General features: G+C 45.3%; 15 protein-coding genes and 1 pseudogene. 10 read left to right on the top strand and 6 right to left on the bottom strand.

The window, feature by feature from the left end; translation table 11 throughout:
* Positions 1-139 precede the first annotated feature (139 nt).
* Both folB and ACRBG0_RS26430 read left to right on the top strand, forming a co-directional pair.
* Positions 140-544: a dihydroneopterin aldolase gene (gene folB, locus ACRBG0_RS26435; RefSeq protein WP_431489831.1), complete on the top strand. Its 405-nt coding sequence runs from the start codon at positions 140-142 to the stop codon at positions 542-544.
* A gap of 131 nt (positions 545-675) precedes the next feature.
* Positions 676-1,395 (top strand): DUF4197 domain-containing protein, encoded by a 720-nt coding sequence (locus ACRBG0_RS26430; protein ID WP_431489830.1) that lies wholly within the window; start codon positions 676-678, stop codon positions 1,393-1,395.
* Positions 1,396-1,590: 195 nt separating this feature from the next.
* Here the strand turns inward: ACRBG0_RS26430 and ACRBG0_RS26425 are convergent, their stop codons facing one another.
* The gene (locus ACRBG0_RS26425; RefSeq protein WP_431489829.1) at positions 1,591-2,592 is read right to left on the bottom strand and encodes a T9SS type A sorting domain-containing protein; all 1,002 of its coding nucleotides are present in this window, start codon (positions 2,590-2,592) and stop codon (positions 1,591-1,593) included.
* 148 nt (positions 2,593-2,740) lie between these two features.
* Here ACRBG0_RS26425 and ACRBG0_RS26420 point away from each other — a divergent pair, with 148 nt between their 5' ends.
* Positions 2,741-3,907, top strand: a complete 1,167-nt coding sequence (locus tag ACRBG0_RS26420) for a 3-hydroxyacyl-CoA dehydrogenase NAD-binding domain-containing protein (RefSeq protein ID WP_431489828.1) — start codon at positions 2,741-2,743, stop codon at positions 3,905-3,907.
* Between the two features lie 74 nt (positions 3,908-3,981).
* Entirely contained in the window at positions 3,982-5,304 is a 1,323-nt protein-coding gene (locus ACRBG0_RS26415; RefSeq protein WP_431489827.1) for a T9SS type A sorting domain-containing protein, read from the top strand.
* A gap of 42 nt (positions 5,305-5,346) precedes the next feature.
* Here the strand turns inward: ACRBG0_RS26415 and ACRBG0_RS26410 are convergent, their stop codons facing one another.
* Positions 5,347-7,230, bottom strand: a complete 1,884-nt coding sequence (locus ACRBG0_RS26410) for a tetratricopeptide repeat protein (protein WP_431489826.1) — start codon at positions 7,228-7,230, stop codon at positions 5,347-5,349.
* Between the two features lie 563 nt (positions 7,231-7,793).
* Between ACRBG0_RS26410 and ACRBG0_RS26405 the strand changes: the two genes are divergently transcribed.
* The 4 genes and pseudogenes from ACRBG0_RS26405 to ACRBG0_RS26390 form a co-directional block, all read left to right on the top strand.
* Positions 7,794-8,336, top strand: a complete 543-nt coding sequence (locus tag ACRBG0_RS26405) for a hypothetical protein (RefSeq protein ID WP_431489825.1) — start codon at positions 7,794-7,796, stop codon at positions 8,334-8,336.
* A 288-nt stretch (positions 8,337-8,624) separates the two neighbouring features.
* Positions 8,625-11,396: a TonB-dependent receptor gene (locus ACRBG0_RS26400; RefSeq protein WP_431489824.1), complete on the top strand. Its 2,772-nt coding sequence runs from the start codon at positions 8,625-8,627 to the stop codon at positions 11,394-11,396.
* Between the two features lie 52 nt (positions 11,397-11,448).
* Positions 11,449-12,360: pseudogene (locus ACRBG0_RS26395) on the top strand (aryl-sulfate sulfotransferase); the annotation flags it as partial.
* A gap of 2 nt (positions 12,361-12,362) precedes the next feature.
* The coding region (locus tag ACRBG0_RS26390) for a T9SS type A sorting domain-containing protein (RefSeq protein WP_431489823.1) at positions 12,363-13,125 on the top strand (763 nt) is incomplete at its 5' end.
* Positions 13,126-13,231: 106 nt separating this feature from the next.
* Here ACRBG0_RS26390 and ACRBG0_RS26385 read toward each other — a convergent pair.
* Positions 13,232-16,762, bottom strand: coding sequence for a M36 family metallopeptidase (locus tag ACRBG0_RS26385; RefSeq protein WP_431489822.1), 3,531 nt, complete (start codon positions 16,760-16,762; stop codon positions 13,232-13,234).
* Positions 16,763-16,912: 150 nt separating this feature from the next.
* On the opposite strand from ACRBG0_RS26385, the gene rlmB reads away from it, so the two are divergent.
* Complete coding sequence (rlmB, locus tag ACRBG0_RS26380) at positions 16,913-17,653, top strand: 23S rRNA (guanosine(2251)-2'-O)-methyltransferase RlmB (RefSeq protein WP_431489821.1); 741 nt, start codon at positions 16,913-16,915, stop codon at positions 17,651-17,653.
* 33 nt (positions 17,654-17,686) lie between these two features.
* Complete coding sequence (locus tag ACRBG0_RS26375) at positions 17,687-18,523, top strand: hypothetical protein (protein WP_431489820.1); 837 nt, start codon at positions 17,687-17,689, stop codon at positions 18,521-18,523.
* Positions 18,524-18,564: 41 nt separating this feature from the next.
* Here the strand turns inward: ACRBG0_RS26375 and ACRBG0_RS26370 are convergent, their stop codons facing one another.
* From ACRBG0_RS26370 to ACRBG0_RS26360, 3 genes are all read right to left on the bottom strand, one after another.
* Entirely contained in the window at positions 18,565-19,779 is a 1,215-nt protein-coding gene (locus ACRBG0_RS26370) for an efflux RND transporter periplasmic adaptor subunit (protein ID WP_431489819.1), read from the bottom strand.
* Positions 19,780-19,790: 11 nt separating this feature from the next.
* A complete protein-coding gene (locus tag ACRBG0_RS26365; protein ID WP_431489832.1) occupies positions 19,791-20,213 on the bottom strand; it encodes a TolC family protein in 423 nt (140 codons plus the stop codon).
* A gap of 18 nt (positions 20,214-20,231) precedes the next feature.
* On the bottom strand, positions 20,232-23,497 hold a 3,266-nt coding region (locus ACRBG0_RS26360), incomplete at both ends, for a CusA/CzcA family heavy metal efflux RND transporter (RefSeq protein ID WP_431489818.1).

Below are 23,497 nucleotides of genomic sequence, written 5' to 3'. Positions count from 1 at the left end.
TTTACTCATCAAAGATATAAAATTTCGACAATAAAAACAGCAATTGTTTTTGTTTAAAAAAAATAAAACTAAAAATTTATTTCATTGAGGTAATGATTTTAGGTCTTACCTTAGCGGCAAGATCTAAAAACGAAATTCAATGGCAGTAATCGGATTAGAAGGAATGCGCTTCAACGGGCCCCATGGTTTTTATCCAGAAGAAGAAGTACTGGGCAATGATTTTTTGATAGATATCTATCTGGATGTGAATACCAGGCGTGCAGCCATGCATGACGATCTAGGCTCTACTGTAAATTATGAGACGGTCTATATAATGGTGCAATCAGAAATGAAGAAATCTGCACAGCTTATTGAAACGCTGGCTGATCGAATCAATGGACGAATCAGTGAATTCTACGACAATCTTAAAGGCATTCGTCTGGTTATCCGCAAACTTAATCCCCCTCTTAGTGGGCAAGTAGCCGCGGCTTATATTGAAGTAAAAACAGGTAGTTTTTCTGGCGGCGGTGGAGGTGGTGGAAAAATGAGCTCCTTATTTGGATAAGAGCGTTTGCAAAAAAAAGCCATGTCATTGTGCATGGATTATTAATTTTCTCCACCCTTTAACTTTTTACTAACGGTGAATGACGAGCCTTCAGCGTTAAACTTGCGTCTAATCAACAAAAAACGATTGATATGTTTAAGCAAATAACCTTTATCCTGGCCTTGTTATCCCTAACAGCCTGTGATACTACTGACCTTAATAGTGTGCTTGGTGCTGTTTTGAATAGTGAGAACGGGCTTACTTCTACGGAAATAGGTAGCGGCCTTAAGGAAGCCTTGGAAATTGGAATCAGTAAGGGCTCAGATCGGCTTTCTCGTGAAAACGGCTACTTCGAAAGCCCGTACAAAATTTTACTCCCAGAGGAAGCACGCAAAGTGACGGATCGCCTACAGAATATCCCTGGCTTCTCTAACCTGGAAGCTAATATCTTGGAAAAGATCAATAGAGGGGCAGAAGACGCGGCTTCTAAAGCCAAGCCTATTTTTGTGAATGCTATCAAATCCATGACCATCACCGATGCGCTTGGAATCCTTAAAGGAGATAAAGATGCTGCCACTGTCTATTTGAAGCGGGTAACTTACCAGCAGCTTTATAATGAGTTTAATCCTGTTATTGTTGAATCTTTGGATAAATTCAACGCTCGACAATATTGGAGTGATGCGGTAAACACTTACAATAGAATTCCATTGTTAAATGATGAGGTTGATCCAGATTTGGATGATTACGTTACCAACAAAGCGCTAGATGGCCTTTTTTCACAGGTAGCCAAAGAGGAGTTAGATATCCGTAATAATATAGGTGCTCGCACGACTGATCTCTTACGCAGAGTATTTGCGGCTCAAGACAATTGATCAACCTTTTAGGCTAGCAAGTCAATAAATAGAAATGAGGCTCATCAAGCAATTGATGAACCTCATTTCTATTTTCCAGTACCCTGCATACAAAGTCGGAAGTCGGAAGTCGGAAATCGGAATTACTTAGTGCAACCCAATCGTACCAGTGCGATCTAGGTTTACGGCTGCACCCTGCACCCCGCACCTAATGATCTATTTCACAATCTTTCTTACTGCTTTCCCTTCTGCGCTTTGCACTTCCAGCCAGTAGAGGCCACTTGGGTAGTTGCCCATTTCAAGCTGCGTTTGTCCCTGTAAATTACCACTTTTTAGGACTTGGCCTTTGCTGTTGAACAGCTGAAATGTAGCCTTAGTCTCGGTGGTTAACTTCACTTGTAGGATATCTTTAACAGGGTTTGGAAAGATATTAGCTGGAAGGGTATTTACTTCGAAAGTGTTTACCAGGGGCTCATTTTCAGAAGGATCAGCAGCGGAAGATTGAATGACCGCTTTTGAATCTGTTTCTTGGAGAATAGCTACCGTAAATAGTTGATCAAATACCCAATCAGCATTAGGCATCAGGCTTGCATTAACAGTAATCGATTCACCAGCAGTAGCAGGAATATCAACGCTCACCCCTGTAGGCTCACCGTTGAAGGTACGGCGGAACACATCATAATGCTCATTTTCGCCGTTGGGAGCATTGTACATGACCTCTTTTTCGGCAGCAGCCAAAAATAAGCTAGCTGTTCCCAAATCATTATCTGCTTCGGCAGTGATGGTAAGAGAAACAATAATTTGGCCATCCTCCTTGGTTTGGCGAATATCCAAACTCACAGGTGTCGTCTGGTTTTGGTATGGTTCAAAAATGGACGCGTTACCGTAATTAGTACTTGTCGAAATTACAGTGCCTTGGATCACCAAACGTGGGGTGCCACCATAAATACCGTAATAGTTGGTACGAGCATCATTTTCACCAGGATTGGCTTGGTTAAAGATACAAGTGCTATAGGGGGAGCTCGGGTGGATGGCAAGGTGTAATACCCCTTCTTGCGAATTGAGGTTGCTATAGAAACCCGGATTGCGGCTGGCACAAATGCCGCAACGTGAGTTGGTGAAGTGCTCTACAATAATGGTACGAGGTACTTCCTGGGCTTGTAGGCCGAACAGTAGGCATAAACAGAGGCTTAAACCTAATAGTAATCCTTTTTTCATAGTGGTTTTTTGAAGTAATGAATTTAATCTTAGTACAAAGGTAAACACCTAAGTAAACATTGTGTTCCAAAAATGATGGAACTGTCCTTGTTCTTACGCTATTGAAAGCAGGCTTTGTACCTTTGCGATTCTAACCAAAAAGACCAACATGATTAGCGTAGGTATTGTAGGAAGCGGAGCAATGGGCAGCGGTATTGCTCAGGTGGCAGCCACTGCCGGGCATAGTGTCCTGATTTACGATAATAATCCTGATGCATTGAAACGCTCTCGCAACAAGTTGGCTAAAATAATGGATCGCCTCGTAGAAAAGGAAAAGATCAGCCAGGCGGAGTCAGCTTCTATTCAGCAGCGTATTCAATACGTGGATTCTCTGTACAAAATGGCAGAAGTAGGACTGGTTGTTGAAGCTATTGTAGAAAGGATAGAAGTAAAGAAAGCACTTTTCGAACAGCTGGAAGATGTACTCTCCGAAAATGCGATTCTGGCAACCAATACCTCCTCTTTGGCGGTTACTGCTATTGCTGCTGCTTGCCAAAAGCCAGGCCGTGTACTGGGCTTGCATTTTTTTAATCCTGCTCCTTTGATGGCATTGGTAGAAGTAGTCCCCGCAGTGCAAACGGATGCTAAAATTGCGGAGGAATGCTTCGAGTTGATGAAAAAATGGGGCAAGGTGCCAGTGATGGCCAAAGACACTCCTGGCTTTATTGTCAACAGGGTGGCTCGCCCATTTTACAGTGAAGCCCTTCGGGTTTACGAGGAAGGAATCGCTGACTTGGCCACTATTGATTGGGTGATGACGGAATTAGGCGGTTTTCGTATGGGGCCTTTTACTTTGATGGATTATATCGGGCATGATGTAAACTATAAGGTAACGGAAACGGTCTTTGCTGCTTTCTATTTTGATCCTCGCTATAAACCGAGTTTCACCCAGCAACGTCTGGTGGATGCCGGATACTTGGGGCGTAAATCGGGTCGGGGCTTTTACAACTATGAAGAAGGGAGCGTTCAGCCCGAACCAACGAGAGATGCTGCCAAAGGTAAAGCGATCTTGCACCGTATATTGGTGATGTTGATCAACGAAGCTGCTGATGCTCTCTACTTAAATGTGGCCAGCCGTGATGCTATAGACTTAGCAATGACTAAAGGCGTTAATTATCCTAAAGGCTTACTGGCCTGGGCGGATGAATTGACAATACCTTACGTTGTAGAAAAACTTGATGCACTCTACGCTGAATACCATGAAGACAGGTATCGTTGTAGCCCGCTGTTGAGACGATTAGCACGCGAAGGAAAGCCGTTTTACCCTAATTCTTAATGCCTCTTTAGCACATGGACTCATAGCCTATTTATTGATGTTGTTGTGCTTGTGTGGTATAAAACTATGTACCTATGCGGTTAAAAAACACCATGCTTCTCTTACTCTGCACCAACTTCCTTCAGGCCCAATCTATTACTTGGGAATACCTGAGCCCCCTGCCGGAGAAGGTTACCAATAATGCGGTTACCTGTGTGACGCTTGGCGACGAAACCTACTTGTACTCTTTTGCAGGCATAGATACCACTCTCGAATGTAGCGGTGACCACCTACGTTCCTATCGCTATTCTTTGAGTACTGATAATTGGGAAGTGCTTCCTGATTTACCAGACCCTAATGGAGGCAAAATAGCTACTGCAGCAAGTACCATCAAGGATAAGGTGTATGTAGTTGGTGGTTACCATTTAGCACCTGATTGCGGTGAGGTTTCTTCAAACCGTATTCATGTTTTTGATCCGCTAACGAATGGCTATCTAGCTGATGGAGCTAATCTTCCTGTAGCTATTGACGATCAGGTACAAGCTGTCTGGCGCGATAGCCTTTTGTACGTTATTACGGGGTGGAGTAATACCACCAATGTCAGTAATGTGCAAGTTTACAACCCCAGTACTGATCTTTGGCAGCAAGCTACGCCCGTAGGCAGCAGCACGGTTTGGCGGGTGTTTGGCGGAAGCGGCACTATTATTGGAGATACCATCTACTACGCGGGTGGTGCTCGGTCTTCAGGCAGTTTTTCGGCCACCAGTTTTTTCCGTAAAGGGTATATCAACCCCGAAAATCCCTACGAAATTACTTGGGAAGGGTATGCCGATCCGCTGGCCCTTGGTTATCGGATGGGAGCCGCTACTTTTGGCGACCAAGCACTCTGGATTGGTGGAGCTGACGACACTTACAATTTTGACGCCATTGCTTACAACGGCTCTGGTATTATTAACCCCTTAGACAGAATTGGCGTATACGACCCAATGACGGGTGAGCTGTCAGAAATCCTGGGTTTCATCCCTGCCATCATGGATTTACGGGGCGTAGCCGAATTGGGCAATGGCCAATACCTGATCGCCGGTGGCATGCTGGCCGACCAGGAGGTCACCAACCAGTTATTGAAAGTTACCATTAATGATTTAACCAATGCTACAATGCCCTTTGCGGGCGACAGCGAATTAAAATATTATCCTAACCCCACACGTGAGGTGGTGACTTTTGACTTTTCGAAACTGCCCCCAACAAGCTTTTCGTGGTCGCTTCTGGATATTCAGGGGCGGGTATTACGCACTGGACAATTATCTACGCCTCAATTTTGGAAACTTTCACTAGATGGTTTACCCAATGGCGGCTATTGGGTGAAATTCCAAGCACCTAATGGCAACGGGCAGGTAGTGGGCGTGCAGAAAAATTAGGTGATTGAAAAGCTACAATTGATTACCCTGCACGATCCCTCGCTACAAGGTGGTCAAGTAAATATTGAGGTCTTGTTCTTTGGATAACCCTAATTTCTTTTTGAGACGATACTTTGATTTTAAAACACTATCGGGAAGAACATTGATTAAAGACGCAATTTCCTTCGTCGTTAAATTCATTCGGAGAAAAGAGGCCAACCGAATATCATTTTCGGTAACATCTTGGGCTATCGACTTCAAATTTTGGTCAAAATTATTGTGCACTTCCGAGAAATACGATTTGAATACCTCCCAGTTCTTGTCCTCGGCAGATTGCCTGCGCAGTAGTAAGACCAGTTTTTTAAATTCTACCTTAAACAACTCTGGCGATTGCTTGATCTTTTCCAGGTTTTCCTTGAGTTCCTGAATAAAAGTGTTCTTCTGAACCAGATGTAAGGTCTGAGAAGCGAGTTCTTTTTTCTTGAAGGCCAACTCTTGCTTATAAATAGCTTCTTGTTTTTCGCGTTCAATGCTGTTCTTCTTCATCCGTTGTTTGAAACCAAAATACAACAGGCCTGAGATCAGGATAAAAGATACCATACCAATAGCATACAGGGTTTTGGTGAGCCGGTTGGAGGTGGCTTGGGCATTTAAGGTTTTAATTTCCTCTTCCTGTAAGGCAAGGGCATTTTCCTTCTTTTCTGTTTCGTAGATCGTTTGTAGCTCAGAAAATCGATTGGTTCTTTCCTCAGTGTATATTTTTTCCTCCAGGGTTTTGTAGTCTTTATAGTAGGCCAGGCTGTTTTCATAATCTCCGATTGCCTCATAGCCTTGGGCCAGTAGTTTTTTAGCATCCAGCGTGATGGTTTCCATTGCCAGCTGACTGGAGAGGGCTGCGGCTTTCTGCAAATAATTAATCCCCTGACCATATTCTCCGATAGTAATCATTGTTTCTCCTAGTGCCAGCGTATTGATAACTTGCAGGTATTCCTGCCCTTCCTGTAGTGTCGTATTTACCAGGTTCAACTGGATTTTTCCCGCTTCATCATAATTCCCTTTTTGGTAGGCTAAACTGGCCTGAATGAGACGCGCCTGGTTAATTAATACCACATCCTGCAACTGTTGACTGGTTTCAACGATTTCGTCAATCAATAAGAAAAGCTCAGGATACCGCTCATAATCAGGAATTAGTAATCCTGCTAATAAAATAGCATTAGAGACGTACTGCCTCTTCATGTCGTTGGCTTTAAAGTAGGTGGAAATTTTTTTGTAGTAGGTGATGGCATTCAGGGTGTCTTTCATCGCGCTGTAAATAGCAGCGATCACCATCCTGTTTTGATTAAGATCTCCGGCGAGGTTTTCGCGCTGTTCGAATATGCGCTCCCCGGCAATGGCCTTGTTAAAGGCTAAATTGTAAAAACCTTTAATGTAATAGAGGATAGCCTCAGAATTATAAATGTCAGCAATACCTACGGAGTCATTGATTTTTGCAAAATTTTCTCCTGCTTTACGGTAGTAGTAAGAAGCACTGTCCAACTCACCCACCATATTGTGGTCTTGCCCTAGATTGCGTTGAATACTGGCAATCGCTTCGTAATCATTCACCTTGCGGTAAAGAGAGAGTGCTTTGCGAAAATAAACCCCAGAACTATCATAGTTATTGAGGTAAGCATAGCTAATCCCTTTTTTTTGATAACCGTTACTCACAATGGTATCTACCTGGAGTGACTGCCCAATCCGAATGATGTTTTCCGCGTATTGTAAAGCCAGATCAATATCCCGATCAATATATTCCGACCATAATTGCGCGGATAGTGCGACAATTTCTTCCTGATTGGAGGTCGCCGCTAATTGCAATAACAAGCTGTCTGTACGGGAAGAATTTTGACTTGATAAGAAAAAAGGAAGCAAGATCACGGTCCAAAATAAGGCGATACGAGTGTTCATATATGGTTAATTTAAGGGTAGTAAAGTTAACCAATATGATTCATCCCGAATTTTGATTATCATCAAAATCCGCGCTGACCAAGACGAGAATCTGCCTATTGAAGCTAATACAAACACTAACATGATGTGGAAATTCGCTTCTTGTTATTAAGTAAAAAGGCGTTTCGTACCAAATTTAGGAGTTCTCAACTAGGTTTTTGGGCTATGGTCATCATGAATTTTGGTCTAAACCAAAATTTGGGATAACTCATATATAATCTGTGGTTGTCCATGCGGGGGAAAATAACTATTACTACTGCTTTTTTGTCATTTTGGGTATAAATAATTGATTTTGAGTTATTTGATTCTGTTTGTCTGAGTGGTTGAACGAATGCTTGTGAAGGCTTTTTTTGAGTTGTCCATGCTTTGTCCATGACAGGAATTAGGTCAGTGAGGGGGTTCACGAGTAGTTTTGAGCTGTCAATAATTGATAGCCAAAATTTTTGTGGTGGCTTACGCTGATTAGGCTGCAGACTAATCAGTAGTAGGCCACCACAATTAATCAAACCACAAAAAAATTAATCATGAAACACAATGATTTGCACTTGGGAAAAATCCTGAAATTCCTTACACTGTTTGCCTTGATCTCCATGTTCGCTTCGTGTAATTCAGATGATGACACGCCGCCAACCCCCATTGATGAAGAGGTTGCTTTCAGGGTAGATCTCCTCAAAATAGCTGCACTCGAAATTAAAGAGGCGGAAGATGAAATGCTCGAAATTTACGGTACCATTAGTTCCAAACTGCGTAGGGATAATATCACTGAAGATAACACGCTCTGGTCGGTGGCAGAGACTGAGGCGATAGGCGTAGGAGTAAGTGATACCCCTCTGGTTTCTTCGGTAACGTATACCATAGCTTCTTCAAAAATTGCCGCCGGTACAATTGAAGTGGCTGCCCATCTATTTGATTATGATGGAGGAGGAGACAACCCTTCTGAAGACCTGGGTAACGAGAAGCTCAGTACCCCGCTCAGTAACATAACCACCTCGGTAACGTACCAAATTGTCTTGAACGATTCTTCAGGGCAAACCGTACAGCTTACCTATTCGATTACTCGCCTTTAAGTAAATATGAGTCAGCGCGGATTTTAATTTAAACCATCAGGTTTTCTTTTTAGTTATCCCGAATTTTGGTGACGACCAAAATTCGGGATAACTTATATTATTAGAGATATAAAAAAATATTTCCCTATTTTTTCCTTTCTTGTACGTTCACCCACCATCGTTTTTTTATTACTAAGTGGGTGCTGAACACCCCCATCCCAATTAAAAGTTGATTACAATCGTGGCATATTCCTGCTGTAAATGTAGGGGGCTATGAGCGAGTTATATTATTTATCACAATCACTTTTTATGAAACAGAACCACTTACTAAATTTTGTAAAAAACGCAGTAAATAAGCGTTTTTACTTACTCATGGTATTGGCCACTTTTAGCGGCCTTTCCTTAATGGCTACCGAGGACCGTACGGTTGCCGAGCCTTTAAAAGAAATCTCCGGTCAAGTCACAGACGGCTCTACAGGTGAGCCTATCATTGGCGCTACGATACAAGCGAAAGGTACAGCACAAGGCACGGTGACGGATTACGATGGTAATTATTCACTATCTGTGAATGATGACGTGACCATGCTCATCGTTTCCTATATCGGTTATCAGACGATGGAGGTAGCCATTGATGGTCGCAGTAAAGTCAATGTAGAACTCAACGAAGGGGTTACTCTGGGGGAGGTTCAAGTCGTTGGTTCGCGTAGCTTCCGGCGTTCAGCTACGGATTCTCCGGTAGCGGTAGATGTGATTGATGTTGCTGATATCTCCGCCTCTACAGGCCGGGTAGCTATCAACGAAATCTTGCAATATGCGGCACCTTCTTTCAACGCGACCAAGCAGTCGGGTTCAGATGGTGCTGACCATATTGATCCTGCTTCTTTGCGTGGATTGGGGCCTGACCAAACTTTGGTTTTGGTGAATGGTAAACGTCGCCACCAATCTTCGTTGGTCAACGTATTTGGTACGCGAGGCCGTGGCAACAGTGGTACCGACCTGAACGCGATTCCTGCTTCTGCGATTAAGCGTATCGAAATTTTACGTGATGGTGCTTCTGCCCAGTACGGTTCTGATGCTATTGCCGGGGTGATCAATATTGTCTTGAAAGACAAAACGGATGGCATTTCTGGTGGTATTACCTATGGTGCATACAGTACGGCAGTAGGAGAGGGGTACGAAGAAGAATATGGCGATGCGCTATTTAATGTCAATGGAACGAATCGGGCATTAGACCCTGATGGTGATGCCAGCTTTGATGGCAATACTACCCAAGTGGGCCTCAATTATGGAATTGCGTTGGGCGAAGATGGCGGTTTTGCCAATTTCACTGCGGAATATTTATCAAAAGATCGTACCCTCCGTCCTGGGTTTTCTTGGAGGAAAGGATATGGAAGCGCAGCCATTGATGGCTTCAACTTCATGGTGAATATGGCGATGCCATTGGGTGAAAACACAGAGTTTTATGCTTTTGGTGGCCGTAATTATCGCGATACCGATGCTTTTGCTTTCTCACGTAGCAGTTTTGCTGATGGTGATAATCGCTCAGTACCTAGTCTTTACCCCAATGGTTTCACGCCACGTATTACTTCGATTATTACGGATGCTTCGGCTTCAGGAGGAATCCGCCATCAGATGGACAACGGCTGGATGGTAGATTTCAATAATACCTATGGTAAAAACGATTTCCACTACTTTATCAAGGACTCGAATAATGCTTCTATGGGAGCTGCTTCTCCTACTGATTTTGACGCTGGTGGTCATGGTTTATCCATCAATACAACTGGCCTGGATTTTAGTAAGTACAATGAAGACATCCTTGCTGGTGTTAACTTTGCATTTGGTCTGGAATACCGGACGGAGAACTTTACCATTTTTGCTGGAGAGGAGGCTTCGTACTCCTTGTATGATACGCTAGGCGTAGCGATTACCAATCCTGCTGTGCAGGTCCCTGCGGTTGATAGCAACGGCGATGGATTGTCAGGTGGATCACAGGGTTTTCCTGGCTATAGCCCTGCCAACGAAGTGGATCGTAACCGGAGTAATTTAGGTGCTTACTTTGATGTAGAAGCAAATATTACGGACGCCTTCCTACTGGCTGGTGCATTGCGTTACGAAACGTACAGTGACTTTGGTGAAACCTTCAACTACAAGGTGGCTGGGCGCTACAAGATCAGTGATGGTTTCTCTTTACGCGGATCGGTTTCTTCTGGATTTCGGGCACCTTCTTTGGCGCAGATTCATTACAATCTGATCTTCAATAACATTGTTGCAGGACGTTCTGTGCCTACCTTGTTGGCCAGCAATACCAGTACAGTGACGAAAGCCTTCGGTATTGGGCAGCTACAAGAGGAAACAGCTATCAACACCAGCGTTGGCTTTACCTTTACTACAGGCGGCTTGACGGCGACAGTTGATGCTTATTCTATCTCTGTTGATGATCGGATTATTCTGACCGATAACTTTGATGCAACTGCTTTCAATGTAGGTGCTGACGCTGCTCAGTTTTTTGCCAATGGTGTTGACACTAAAACCAGTGGTGTGGACGTAGTATTAAACTACAAGAAGTTCATGGCGGACGGTGAGAGCAGTGTGCGCTTTGGCGTAGCTGCCAACTTCAATAAGTTGGAAATTGAGAATATCAATAACGGTAATCTCAATGAATTTACCTTCTTCGGTCCTTTCTCTCAGGCTTACCTGGAAGCTGCTGCACCAGACTATAAGATCGGTGTGAATTTGGGGTACAATACGCCTAAGTTCGATGCTCAGTTGTCAATTACCCAATTCAGCGAAGTTATCCTTCAGGATTTTCAGTGGGTAGATTCACCAGCTACTAATCAAGCGGAGGCTGATGCCCTCTTCAAGGTAGCTACTGACGTTTATGAGGCAGCTTTGACTATGGATTTGAGTCTCAGCTATCAGTTGTCTAGTAATTTTCGACTAACCTTAGGTGCCAACAATCTACTGAACACTTATCCTACTGCCCAGTTTGATGGCTGGACGGATCAGGGTGGTTTCAACGATTCCGTACAGATGGGATCGGATGGAGCGTTCTTCTTCGCCCGTTTGGGTGTGAATTTCTAAACCTTATTATAGTTGGAAGGCTCTTCTAAAGAGCTTTCCAACTTCTTTTCTAATGTTTAAACGACAAATCCTACTTGTCTCTTGGATGATGCTACAGCTGGTAGGTTATGCTCAACCTACGGTAGGTTTACTGCATGATTCTGAGGAAGCTTTCCTGTCTTACACCCTTTTTAGTAACAATGAAGAAACTTACCTGATTGACAATTGCGGCCTGATTGTTAACCAGTGGCACAGTACCTATCGTCCAGGTCGTGCCCTTTTCTTACTGGAGAATGGCGATTTATTACGCACGACAGAACAGGATGGGGCCTTTCCCATCAGTGGACGGGGTGGTGGTTTTGAACTGTTTAATTGGGATGGTGATTTGGAGTGGTCATACGAGATAAATGATGTAAACCGGCAAGCTCATCATGATATTTGCCTTTTGCCCAATGGCAATTTTTTGGCACTCATTTGGGAGAAGCGCACTGCGGAGCAAGCACACCTATATGGTAGTGACCGAAACATGGAGCTATGGACGGAGGCCGTTTATGAAATAAAGATATTGCCAAACAATCAAGCGGAGATCGTCTGGCAATGGCAATTATGGGATCACCTGGTGCAGGATCATGATCCAGCTGCGGAAAATTATGGCGTTGTCGCAGCATCTCCACAACGCATTGATCTCAATTATCGTGAAGAAGGTGCTGTACCCGCTGCCAATTGGGTGCATCTTAATTCCATTGACTACCACCCTGAACTGGATCAAATTATCTTGAGCTCCCGGTTGTTTAGTGAGGTGTGGGTGATTGACCACAGCACGACGACGACAGAAGCCCGCCAGTCGGTAGGTGGTCGCTACGGGCGAGGAGGCGATTTGCTTTATCGCTACGGCAATCCTGCTGCTTATCAAGGAACAGGCCCCAGCGTATTCAATGCCCAGCACGATGCTCAATGGGTGAACCATCAAGTAGCGAATTCCACANNCCTCAACGTGTTCAATGGCCAGCACGATGCACAATGGGTGGACCCTCAAGTAGCGAATTCCACAATGATGGTGTTTAATAACGAAGAAGGGCCGGAGCAGTCGTCGATCAAAGAATGGCAGCCCCCTTACCTGGACGATGGTAGTTATGCCACTGAGGAGAATGGTGTTTTCGTGACATCTGAGGTGGCAGTTGCCTTTGAAGCACCCTGGTTTTATTCTCCTTATATGTCCAGTACACAGCAGTTGCCCGATGGCCATTTGTTTATTTGTTCCGGCGCAGATGGACATTTCTTTGAGGTCAACGAGCAAAAAGAAATAGTATGGGAGTACCTCAATCCTGTCAACCCCAATGGTGGCCCTGCTGTTCAGGGGGCTACTGTCCGTTTCAACCAGACCTTCGCCGCCCATAAATATGCCTTGGATGATCCGGCTTTTAGCGGACGAGATATGTCGGGCACTGTTCCCGTAGAAATCAATCCTCTGCCTTCTGATTGTTTCGCACCACAGCCATTTACGCCCGATGAGCCGCTAGATTTGGTGCTCAGCCACAATCCAATAGCTAATGAGGTAAGGGTTGCGAGCAATCGCGAGGAGGATTTAGTCCTCAACTGTTTTGACGCGCTGGGGCAGCTGTTATTTACCACGGTATTAAATGCGAGTGGACATACCCTGGATTTTTCCAACTATCCAGCAGGTGTTTATTTGTTGCAATTACAAGGGGAGAGGGGAGAACGTGTAGTGAAACAGGTGATTAAGATATGACTTTTTGTGTTTCAATTAATCCATGTGCGCTGCTTTCACCAAAAGCAAAAAAAGAACCGACTTTCCTGAAAAGGAAAGTCGGTTCTTTAGCAACGAAAATTGCTGTTTACTGAATCGTTACCTTCTGTGTGTAAATACCTTGCTGGGTATTGAGTTGTAGGAAGTAAAACCCAGCAGGAAGCTCGCTGATATTCAATGACATCAGATGGCCTTGAAGGGCTTGATCTCTCCACTGACGAACTACGGCACCACCAGCATTAATCAGTTGCACATCTACCGTGCTAGCCAGATCAAGGGTAATCGCAACGTTGAGCACATGGCTTGCAGGGTTAGGGTAAACCTGCATTACTTGTGGATCATATACCGGATTTTCAGTGTTCTCTACGAATTCTGTATCTACGATAACACCACCTTGGGGTACACCTGCGCAATTGCTATCGCCTTCGTTGGAGCTTACACAGGCTTCGCCCTCGTAGGCTACTTTGTCCATCAGTTCAACATCGTCAACGTACCAGCCAGTACCCCCTCTCTCGAAATTAGACGCAAAGCGGAAGCGGATTTTTATAGTCTGCCCTTGATAAGCACTTAGGTCAATGTAAGAATCTTTATAACCCTGGCTATCGCCCCAAAAAGCTTGTATGCCTGGACTGAAAAGGGTTTGTGCTGCCAAGTCGCCTCGGTAGCCATTCCTGATATAGGAATTTGGTAACTTTTCCCAGCTAGCACCATCGTTGGTAGAAACCTCTACCAAGCCTCCATCTGCCACAGGCTCCGTATCATAATCGTGATAGAAACGCAAAGATGGGTTCGTACCATTGACTTCCAAAGGTTCATTGAGGATAAGCAATTGGTCGTTTTGCTCTCCAACGTCACGAACAAACCAACTGGTAGAACCACTGTTCGGATTACTGGAAGATAGGTCCCAAATATCGAAACCACTGTTTGCTTCAAATTCCCAATTGTCATCACCTTCTTCCATATCATCATAAAAAAGCTGCACGGAACGATTAGAGGCACTAGCGTTAGCGATGTAGGTAATGATGGCGTTTTCGCCAGCAGCAAGGTCGCCAATGTCAAAAGTTACATTGTTGCCATTGTCTGTAGCGGTAGCACCGGTAGCAGAACCGGCCTGATACGTAAGGCCAGCAGGAAGCTCATCTTCGACCATCACGCCTGTTACGGCCTCCTCTTTATCGTTGGTAACGACGATCGTATATTCAATAGACTCACCTGCTAGAATGAGGTCGCGGTCAGCAGATTTTCGAATCTTTAGCTCCTTGATACATGAAGGTACTGTGGTAAATCCCGGTTCATTATCGTTGCGATCAAATCGATCGTTTTGATCCGCATCAATACCCATGCCACGGCGTGCAAAAACTTCCCAGATTAAGCACCCGTGAATACCGTCGTAGTTTAGGGAGTCAGCAGAGAGTAATGCATCGCGGCCATCAAGAAGACCTGGATTGCAACGTTGTAATTTCATACCATCCATCACAAGCTGAATAGCCATGTTGTTTCCTCCTGTTCCGTTGGTAACGTCTGCGTCAAATCCATAGATGTCAGCCATTCCCCAGTATAAATCCCAGATAGCACTGGCCCATACTTCACCCACGTCATGGGGTCTGGTCGTCGCAATGATATCGTCCATGTCTTGGTTGTTAATGGCAAAGTCGGTGCTATAAGGCATACGACGAATACCATTACCATTGGTAGGCTGGCGAGCAGCGTAATTGCCTATGGTGCGCCTGGTCGCTCCGGTGTCATCAGGGCGAATAGTGGTAATTAAAGCGAAGAAATCACTCCAGCCTTCTCCCATTTGCTCGTCATTTTCTAAACACTCTACTTCAAATGGCCCCCCTGTAAGGCGAGTACTAATGCCATGGGCATATTCGTGAGTAATCACACTGTTGTCCATACTAGATCCTACACTTGCGGGGCCACTGTCGGCAGGGAGTCCTATACTAGCAGTTACGACTTCGCCTTGATCTAACAAAAGCTTGATTGCATTACAATCGGATGCTTTCATATTTATAGTGATGATGCTAGGGTCAGAACCATTTACACCAGCGCCTAGGCTCAACGTTGCTTCCTCGTAGTTACAAATGATTACGGCGATAGCACCGGCAGCTTCGGCATTATTGGTTTTTTCTTCAAAGAGGCAGTCGCCCCGGTCTATCATGGCTATTTTACCAGCGATTGCATCTGTATTGGCTACATCCTGGCAAACTAGATAAGGGGTGCCAGACTCATCAAACGCACGGATGACTTCAGCAACGATAGGGGTTTCAGGAATAGATGGACCGTACTGCGCCGTGCCCGCATCGTAGCTACCCGCTATACTTTCAGGAGTAGTAAAACTAAGTACTCTTCCTTCTACACCAAACCAGCGATACATTTGCATACGGGGCTTTTCACCATCGGGTGGGGTCATAAAGCTGGCATTGTTTGTATCGTTACCATCCTGGGCTTCGGCCATCACATAGTCAAGGCCTTCTCCCTCACCGGTATAATTGTATTCTTGGAAATTACCACTTTGTTCGTCGAAGCCATAACGATAGAAAATATCATGCATCATGTTATTTGTATAGAATAGCTGGGTAACTCCTGATTCCTGCATGTTTTCTGGCTCATCGCTAGGATCAAAATAGAAGTCGAAGAGCAGGTCGCTAGTGCCGTCTGGTTCGTCGTTGTTGGAAGAGTTAATGTTTTCTACATCAAGGTAGGCATGTACGTTGTTGCCGCGGGTGATGGTATACTCTGCGCCCTCCTCTCCATTGGTGTCATGCCACCCAAAGGGCGATGCTGTAGGATTAGAAGGATCGAACAGCAACTGACGTTCTCCGTATAATGGACTTTCAGTTGGTAAGGGGATAACATTGTAACCTGCACCGTCGGTTACCATCATACTTTCCATTAAATGCATAGGCGCACTAGCAACGGCGGCCGATTCGTGGGTACAATTGTAGGTATGAGAGGTATGCCCTACCTTATCATCGAAGGTGCAATAAACAGTATAGTTATATTTGTGTAGCATCTTGCCATCGAGGGCGTCGATACGTAGGCTCCAATAATCGGCAGAGGTAGATACGTCTATGGCCATGTCCCATGCCAAGTGGATAACACCTGTTTCCCTTAAGGGCATATATCGTAGCTGAACAGTAATATCGCTATGAGAAAAATCGCCACCGCTAAAGGTGTATTTGCCTGCAATTTGCTCTTTTAGAAGCAATGGCTTAGCAGTAGAAAGGCCCAAGTGATCTAAAGCAGCCTGTAAAGCTTGCTCGGGAGAGATAACCGGAGAAATAGCATTGATGCGCTCCGCCAGATTAGGCTCAAAAGTATTGGTAGCGTATACTACTTTCGCCTCCCGCGAAAGGTGAACACCATTGATCGCTCCGTATACTGGAATGCCTGCATACTGTTGCGTAAAGTAAAAATGGCGGGCACCATTGTGCTTGGAGACATATTCGTTACTGATAGCAATATCCATGATATCAGCAGTCTGTAACCCCCACTCAGTGGCACGCTGTTCTAGGTGAAGGGTCGCTTTTTGGAGCTCCGTTTGCTGTTGGGCCACCAAGGGAGTGACCATGAAAATACAAAGGAGCAATAGTAGAAGTGTAGCGCTTCTTATCATGATTAACCTGAATTTTAGTGTAGATAAATAGAAATTGTAGTCGAATGGCTGCTCAAAACTAAGACAAAAATGCTTTTCTGTGCTTAATTTGGTAAAACTATAATTAAAGCACAGACGACAAATAGCTGGTTTGCCTTACCTTCGCGATCTATGGATAATAAACAATGGATATTTGGCCGGCATCCGGTATTGGAAGCTTTACAGGCTGGGCAGGCTATCGAGAAAGTTTACCTTCAGCAAGGTACTCGTGGAGATTTCGAAAAAGAACTGCGTCGAATTTGCCGAAGCCAGGAGGTGCCTCTGAGTGTCATTCCTAAAGAGAAGATCAACTGGATGGTCAATGGCAATCACCAGGGAGTTGTGGCACTACAAGGTGTTGCTGCTTATCATAAATTGGAAGATATTCTTCCTCGTTTGTTTGAACAGTCGGAAACTCCGCTACTCCTTTTAATGGATGGTGTGACGGATACCCGAAACTTTGGGGCCATCGCCCGTTCTGCGGAACTGTTTGGAGTAGGTGCAATTGTACTACCAGGTAAAGGCAGCGCTGGCCTGACGCCTGACGCCTTGAAAACATCCGCTGGTGCTTTGTCTCGTATACCTGTTTGTAGGGTCCGGAGCATGGTCAGTACGGTGGAGTACCTGCAAAATAATGATGTAACCGTTTTGGCTAGTGACCTCAACGGAGAGCACAGCCTGCCTAACATGGATATGAAAGGGGCAGTAGCACTGGTGCTCGGGTCTGAAGGGGACGGTATTAGCAAAGCTGTGGCCAAAGCAGCTGATGACCGCTTCCATATTCCACAATTGGGGGAGCTGAATTCTTTGAATGTCAGTGTCGCTGCGGGGATCATCCTCTACGAAAGTATGCGGCAGAGAACTCAAAAATGACCCGTTTAGTAACCTCCTCTGAAAATATAAACAGTGAGATTAAATTTATTTATTGTTGCCCTGCTGTTGATCGGCTCGCAGTTTGGCTATGGTCAGGAAAGTAAGGTTTACCGTGATCACCATACCCGTAAGGGGGATTTTTACTTTTATTGGGGCTGGAATTCCAGTAGATACACAACGTCGGATATTCACTTTTCGGGTACCGACTACAATTTTACGCTGGATAAAGTGATTGCTAATGACCGACCTACGGCATTTAATGTTGATCCTTACTTCCACCTCCAACGGTTTACAATCCCTCAATACAATTTTAGAATCGGCTATTTTTTGAATGATCGGTACAGTTTGTCTTTCGGAATTGATCACATGAAATATGTGATGCAAGCCGATCAAACAGCACGAATATCAGGCGAGATCAGGAATTCAGGCACAGAATACGATGGTGTTTATGATGATGAGGATATTGTTTTAGCGAAAGGATTCCTGGAGTTTGAACATACCGATGGCCTGAATTATGTTAATGTCGAAGCTCGGAGAATTGATGAATTGATGACTTTTCGATATTTCACGCTGGCACTAACAGAAGGCCTGGGAGGGGGCGTTCTTTATCCACGAACCAATGCGACCTTGCTCAATAATGACCGTTATGATGAATTCAATATAGCTGGTTACGGGATCAGTAGTGTGCTAGGTTTACAATTGAATATAGGTCGGCACTTTTTTATTCAATCGGAAGTCAAAGGAGGTTTTATCAACCTGCCAAATGTTCGTACCACAAATTCTAGCTCAGATACGGCGTCACAATCCTTTTGGTTTGGCCAGTTTAATGTAGTATTCGGCGCCAGCTGGAACCTGAAGAGTAAGGGATAACCACCCAGAAGACAGTTTGTGCCTTCCAGGTGGTAAAGATATTAGTGAGAATGTTCCAACTCGCTAGCTTTTGATTGTGCATAGACGTAATAGGCCCCTTGGGTGACAACTTTTTTGCCTGTAGGGAGCGGATCAATCAAGGTTACGGTGGTGAAGCCATCTGCCGTGGTGCCAGGAATAACCATCAAGGCAGTGAATTCAACGACTTCGCCTTCTGTTTGTTCGTCCGTATAATAAATATAGGAGGAGGCTCCGTCCTTGATAATGGCCCCATCGGGTAGTGCTGATACGGTTTGGTCATTGAGCCATATTTTGGCTTCTACAAATAGATCCTTGATGAAAGTAGGCCGCTCTTCTTCCAGGTGGCCGTGAATCCTGACTGTCTTGTTTTCTCTATTGAATTCTTTGCCGATTACATGCACCTCTCCGGGGTAAATCTTATTGCCTAAAGCAGGAACCGTGTAGCTGATGAGTTGCTCTTCTTTAATGCTGGCGATATCTTTTTCGAAGATGTCTAATTCCAGGTGAAGGTGGGTTTCGTTTACAATCTCCATCAATTCCATCGCCGGGCTTACATACATGCCATTGTGCATTTTTATTGATGTGAGGTAACCCGACATAGGTGCATAAAGCGGTATGCGTTGGACGATGTTGTCTGGCGTGAGTTTTTCTACCGAGAGCCCAAGGTAATTGAGTTGTTTGGCGAGTCCTTTGAGCATTGCTGTTTTGCCATCTACCTCGGCTTGTAAGCGCTGTAAGTTTTTCTCTACACCGGCTTCTGCATCAACAAGTGCTTGCTGGCGCTCCAGCTCCTGTTGTGCAAACGTCAATTCAGCTTTTACCTCCAGGTAGGTTTGTTGCTGTTGGATGAATTCGGGGTTTTCCAAATAGGCCATGATGACACCCTTGTTGACGTAGTTGCCTTCAATGTATTTATTGCTGTTGACGATAAATCCATTGGCTTTGGCACTTACCGACGTGAGGGCATTGGGCGGAAGCCCCAGCGTTCCCGTAGCATTGACATAATCATTGATTTTCATAGATGTAAAATCACCTAAGGTAATCTCCATGGTATTCATTTGGTCCTTGGTCAGGTGAATGACGCCTTCTTCGTGCGTTTCTTCGGAATCGTGGCTATGTTCATCTTCTGCACCATGCTGGTGATCTGAATCCGTATGATCATGACTACAAGCGGCATTGATGCTGACCAAAGCCATTAAGAATAGAAGAGAAAGAAATTTATTTATATTTTTCATCAGGGCGGATATTATTGGTTGGTAAGGAATTGGTAATAAGCCAGTGCTTGGTTATGAGCCAGCACTTGCTCGAAGTAGCGGCGACTGTTGGTCGCAAAAAGGTTGAGGATATTGACGAGTTCCAGATAAGAAAGCTCCCCTGCTTGGTAATTGAGGCTTGCAATTCGATCCATTTCTGGTTGGATCGTGTTCAATTGTTCCTGGTAATAAACGGCAGCCTCTGCGTACTGTTGAATAGCATTTAGTGCTTCCAGCTTGAGCTGTTCGAGCTGTTGCGCTTGCACGGCTACTTGAGCTTGAGCTACCTGTGTTTGTAATTGCTGAGCAGCCATCTTTTGCCGGTATTGTCGCCGGAATAATGGAAACTGTATGCCCGCCTGTAGCCCTGATAACCAACCTCCTTCGTAGTAATGTTGGGCAGCATATCCGAGGATGAATTCGGGCTTTGTCNNGTGAGCTTGTTCGATCAGTACCTGTTGTTGAGCAAGGGCTAACTGTACAGGGGGCGCAGTTTCCTGCGAAAACGATGCCAGTAGCAGGCTGTCTTTACTTGTAATGGCCTGTGGCGCATTTGTTGAAATTTGCAAACGTTGCTCCAGGTTGCTAATCTTTAGAACCGTCTGCTTTTCCAAAAGTAGGTGCTCCTGCAAGGCGGATTGTAAGGTGAGCGCTTCCATTCGGTTGGCTGCGCCCGTCTTTGTACGTGTTTCTGCGATTTGATAAAAATGCTCGTAGCGACTGATTAGGGCCTGGTAGTGTTGGCGAAGTGCTTTGTGTTGTTGTAATTCGTAATATAAATATCGAACCTCATAGCGCAACTGCTGAGTCGTGAGTTGTTGGTTCAGCTCGTTCTGTACAACCAGCTCATCCTGCAATATATTCGTTGCTTTTACCACGGCAGGGTGGGGGATGTTCTGAGTGATAAGGAGTTGATTTACCTGCTGGTTATTGGCTCGGAATAGGCCGCCACCCTGGTAGTTGATAGATGTTTCACCCAAGCTGTAAGGTAATTGTTGCAGACTTTTACTTTGCTGCAACTGCAATTCGGCTGCCTGTATTTGTGGATGATTGCTTAGAGCTGCCGCCAAAGCCTGCTCAAGCGAAATAGGCTCGGGTTGGGCCATCAAAGACCAACTGCAACATAGCAAGGGAAGAAGCAATAATCCGCTTTTAGAAGCAGGAAAAGAACGGCGTTTCTCTTGCCACCGTGCCAGCCAACTATAAAGAATTGGTAAAATAACCAGCGTAAGAAAAGTTGCACTTATCAACCCACCAATGACCACCGTGGCCAGTGGGCGTTGTACTTCTGCTCCTCCAGAATTTGAGAGCGCCATAGGTAAGAAACCTAAAGAAGCTACTGCAGCGGTCATTAATACAGGCCGTAGCCGCACCTGTGTGCCCAGGATAATGCGTTTGCGGATACTTTCCATCCCTTCGTTTTTGAGTTGGTTGAAATAACCGATGAGCACAATACCATTAAGTACAGCGACACCAAATAAGGCAATGAAACCAATACCCGCAGAAATACTGAAGGGCATACCACGGAGCTGTAAAGCCCAAATACCTCCGATAGCAGATAGTGGAATGGCTGTGAAAATAAGCGCCGCCTGTGTCACTGACCCGAAAGTGAAAAAGAGCAATACAAAGATCATTGCCAGGGTCAGTGGAACGGCTATCGCCAGACGTGCGTTGGCCGCTTTGAGGTTTTCGAACTGCCCGCCGTAGGTGAAGTAGTAGCCAGCTGGTAGGTTTATTTTGCTATCCAGTTCCTGTTGGATCTTGCCCACCAAGGTTTCAATATCCGTATCACCGACGTTGACACCGATGACAATGCGGCGATTGGTGTTCTCGCGCGAAATTTGCATCGGAGCATCTTCAAAAGCGACCTTCGCTATGGAGGTAAGTGGTACCTGGGTGCCATTCTCCAGTGGGATGTAAAGCTCTTCTACGCTTTGAATATCATTCCGATAGTTTTCTGCGAGGCGAACCACCAAGTCGAAGCGCCGGTCTCCTTCGTAAATGAGGCCTGCTTTTTCGCCTGCAAAGGCAGCCCTGATAATCTGATTGACCGTCTTGACCTGGAGGCCATACTGGGCCAGTTTGTCATAGTCAAAATTGATGACGATTTGAGGCATACCCAATGTCTGCTCTACTTTGGTCGTGCCGACGCCATCTATACTTCGGATGACACGTTCTGCTTCTTTGGCTTTGGCGAATAATAGGTCGAGGTCATCACCAAAAAGCTTGACCGCAATATCTGCCCGTGACCCCGTCATCAACTCATTGAATCGCATTTGGATTGGCTGGGAGAATTCGTAAGCCAGACCAGGAATCGACTGGAGCGTTTGCTCCATCTTTCCGAACATTTCTTGGCGTGAAGTAGCCGAAACCCATTCTGATTTCGGTTTCATCACCACAATGATGTCCCCTGTTTCTACCGGCATCGGGTCGGTAGGAATCTCAGCTGAACCTATTTTTGTGACTACATCTTCGATCTCGGGGTATTCCTCCATCAGTTTTGTTTGGATGATTTTGGAGGTGGCAACACTTTGCGATAGCGAACTACCTGGCGGTAAGATTTGATGAAGGGCAAGATCCCCTTCTTCCAGCGTTGGGATAAATTCGCCACCCATCCTGGAAAAGACGATCATACTCAGACCGAAGAGTAACATGGTAGCTGTAATAAAAGCGATTTTAAACCTCAAAGCCAAATGTAAAACCGGGCTGTAGAGCCGCTGGCAAAAGGCAATGATTCGATCTGCGATAGTTTGCTGGTTGTTGATGGTACGCTTTAGAAACAATGCGCTCATCATAGGGACGTAAGTCAAGGAAAGGATCAAAGCACCAGTGATCGCAAGCATGACGGTCTGTGCCATCGGGCGAAACATTTTGCCTTCAATGCCTACCAGCGCCAGAATAGGAAGGTAGACCATCAAGATGATGATTTCCCCAAAGGCGGCAGAGCTACGGATTTTGATGGCAGCGGTTTGTACCTCGTCGTTCATTTCTTGGCGACTTAGTTGTTGTCCGGGGAAGCGACTTTGTAGTCGATGGACGATGGATTCTACGATGATGACGGCCCCGTCGATGATTAGCCCGAAATCTATTGCTCCTAAACTCATAAGGTTGGCAGAAATGCCGAGCACATTCATCATAGCAACGGCAAAAAGCATCGCTAGCGGGATGACCGAGGCTACGATAAGCCCCGCGCGCCAGTTGCCAAGCATTAGCACCAGAATGAAGACGACAATCAGCCCTCCTTCGAGCAAGTTTTTGCGAACGGTGCTAATTGCTGTCGAGACAAGTTTCTCGCGATCCAGGTAGGCTTCGATGACCACACCTTCAGGCAGGGACTTCTGAATTTGTGTTACCCGCTCCTTGACGAGCTTGGTCACGGCGGCGGAGTTGGCTCCTTTCAGCATCATTACCGTGCCGCCTACAACTTCTTGGCCATCACGGGTGAGGGCACCGTAGCGGGGAGCTTTGCCGAACTGTACCGTCGCCACATCTTTGACAAGAATAGGCTTGCCGCTACTTACTTTGACGACTACGTTTTCAATGTCACTCAAAGATTTGGCAATACCCTTGGTACGCACATAGTAAGTATTGGGCGTTTTTTCAATATAAGCGCCGCCGGTATTTTCATTGCTGTTGGCCAAAGCGTTATAAATATCAGTAATACTGACGTTCATCGCTTTGAGCAGGCCAGGTGTAATGG

Source organism: Lewinella sp., assembly GCF_050633125.1.
Taxonomy (GTDB): domain Bacteria; phylum Bacteroidota; class Bacteroidia; order Chitinophagales; family Saprospiraceae; genus Lewinella.
Note: the sequence above shows the minus strand (reverse complement) of the source record. Positions and strands in the feature narration are given on the sequence as shown.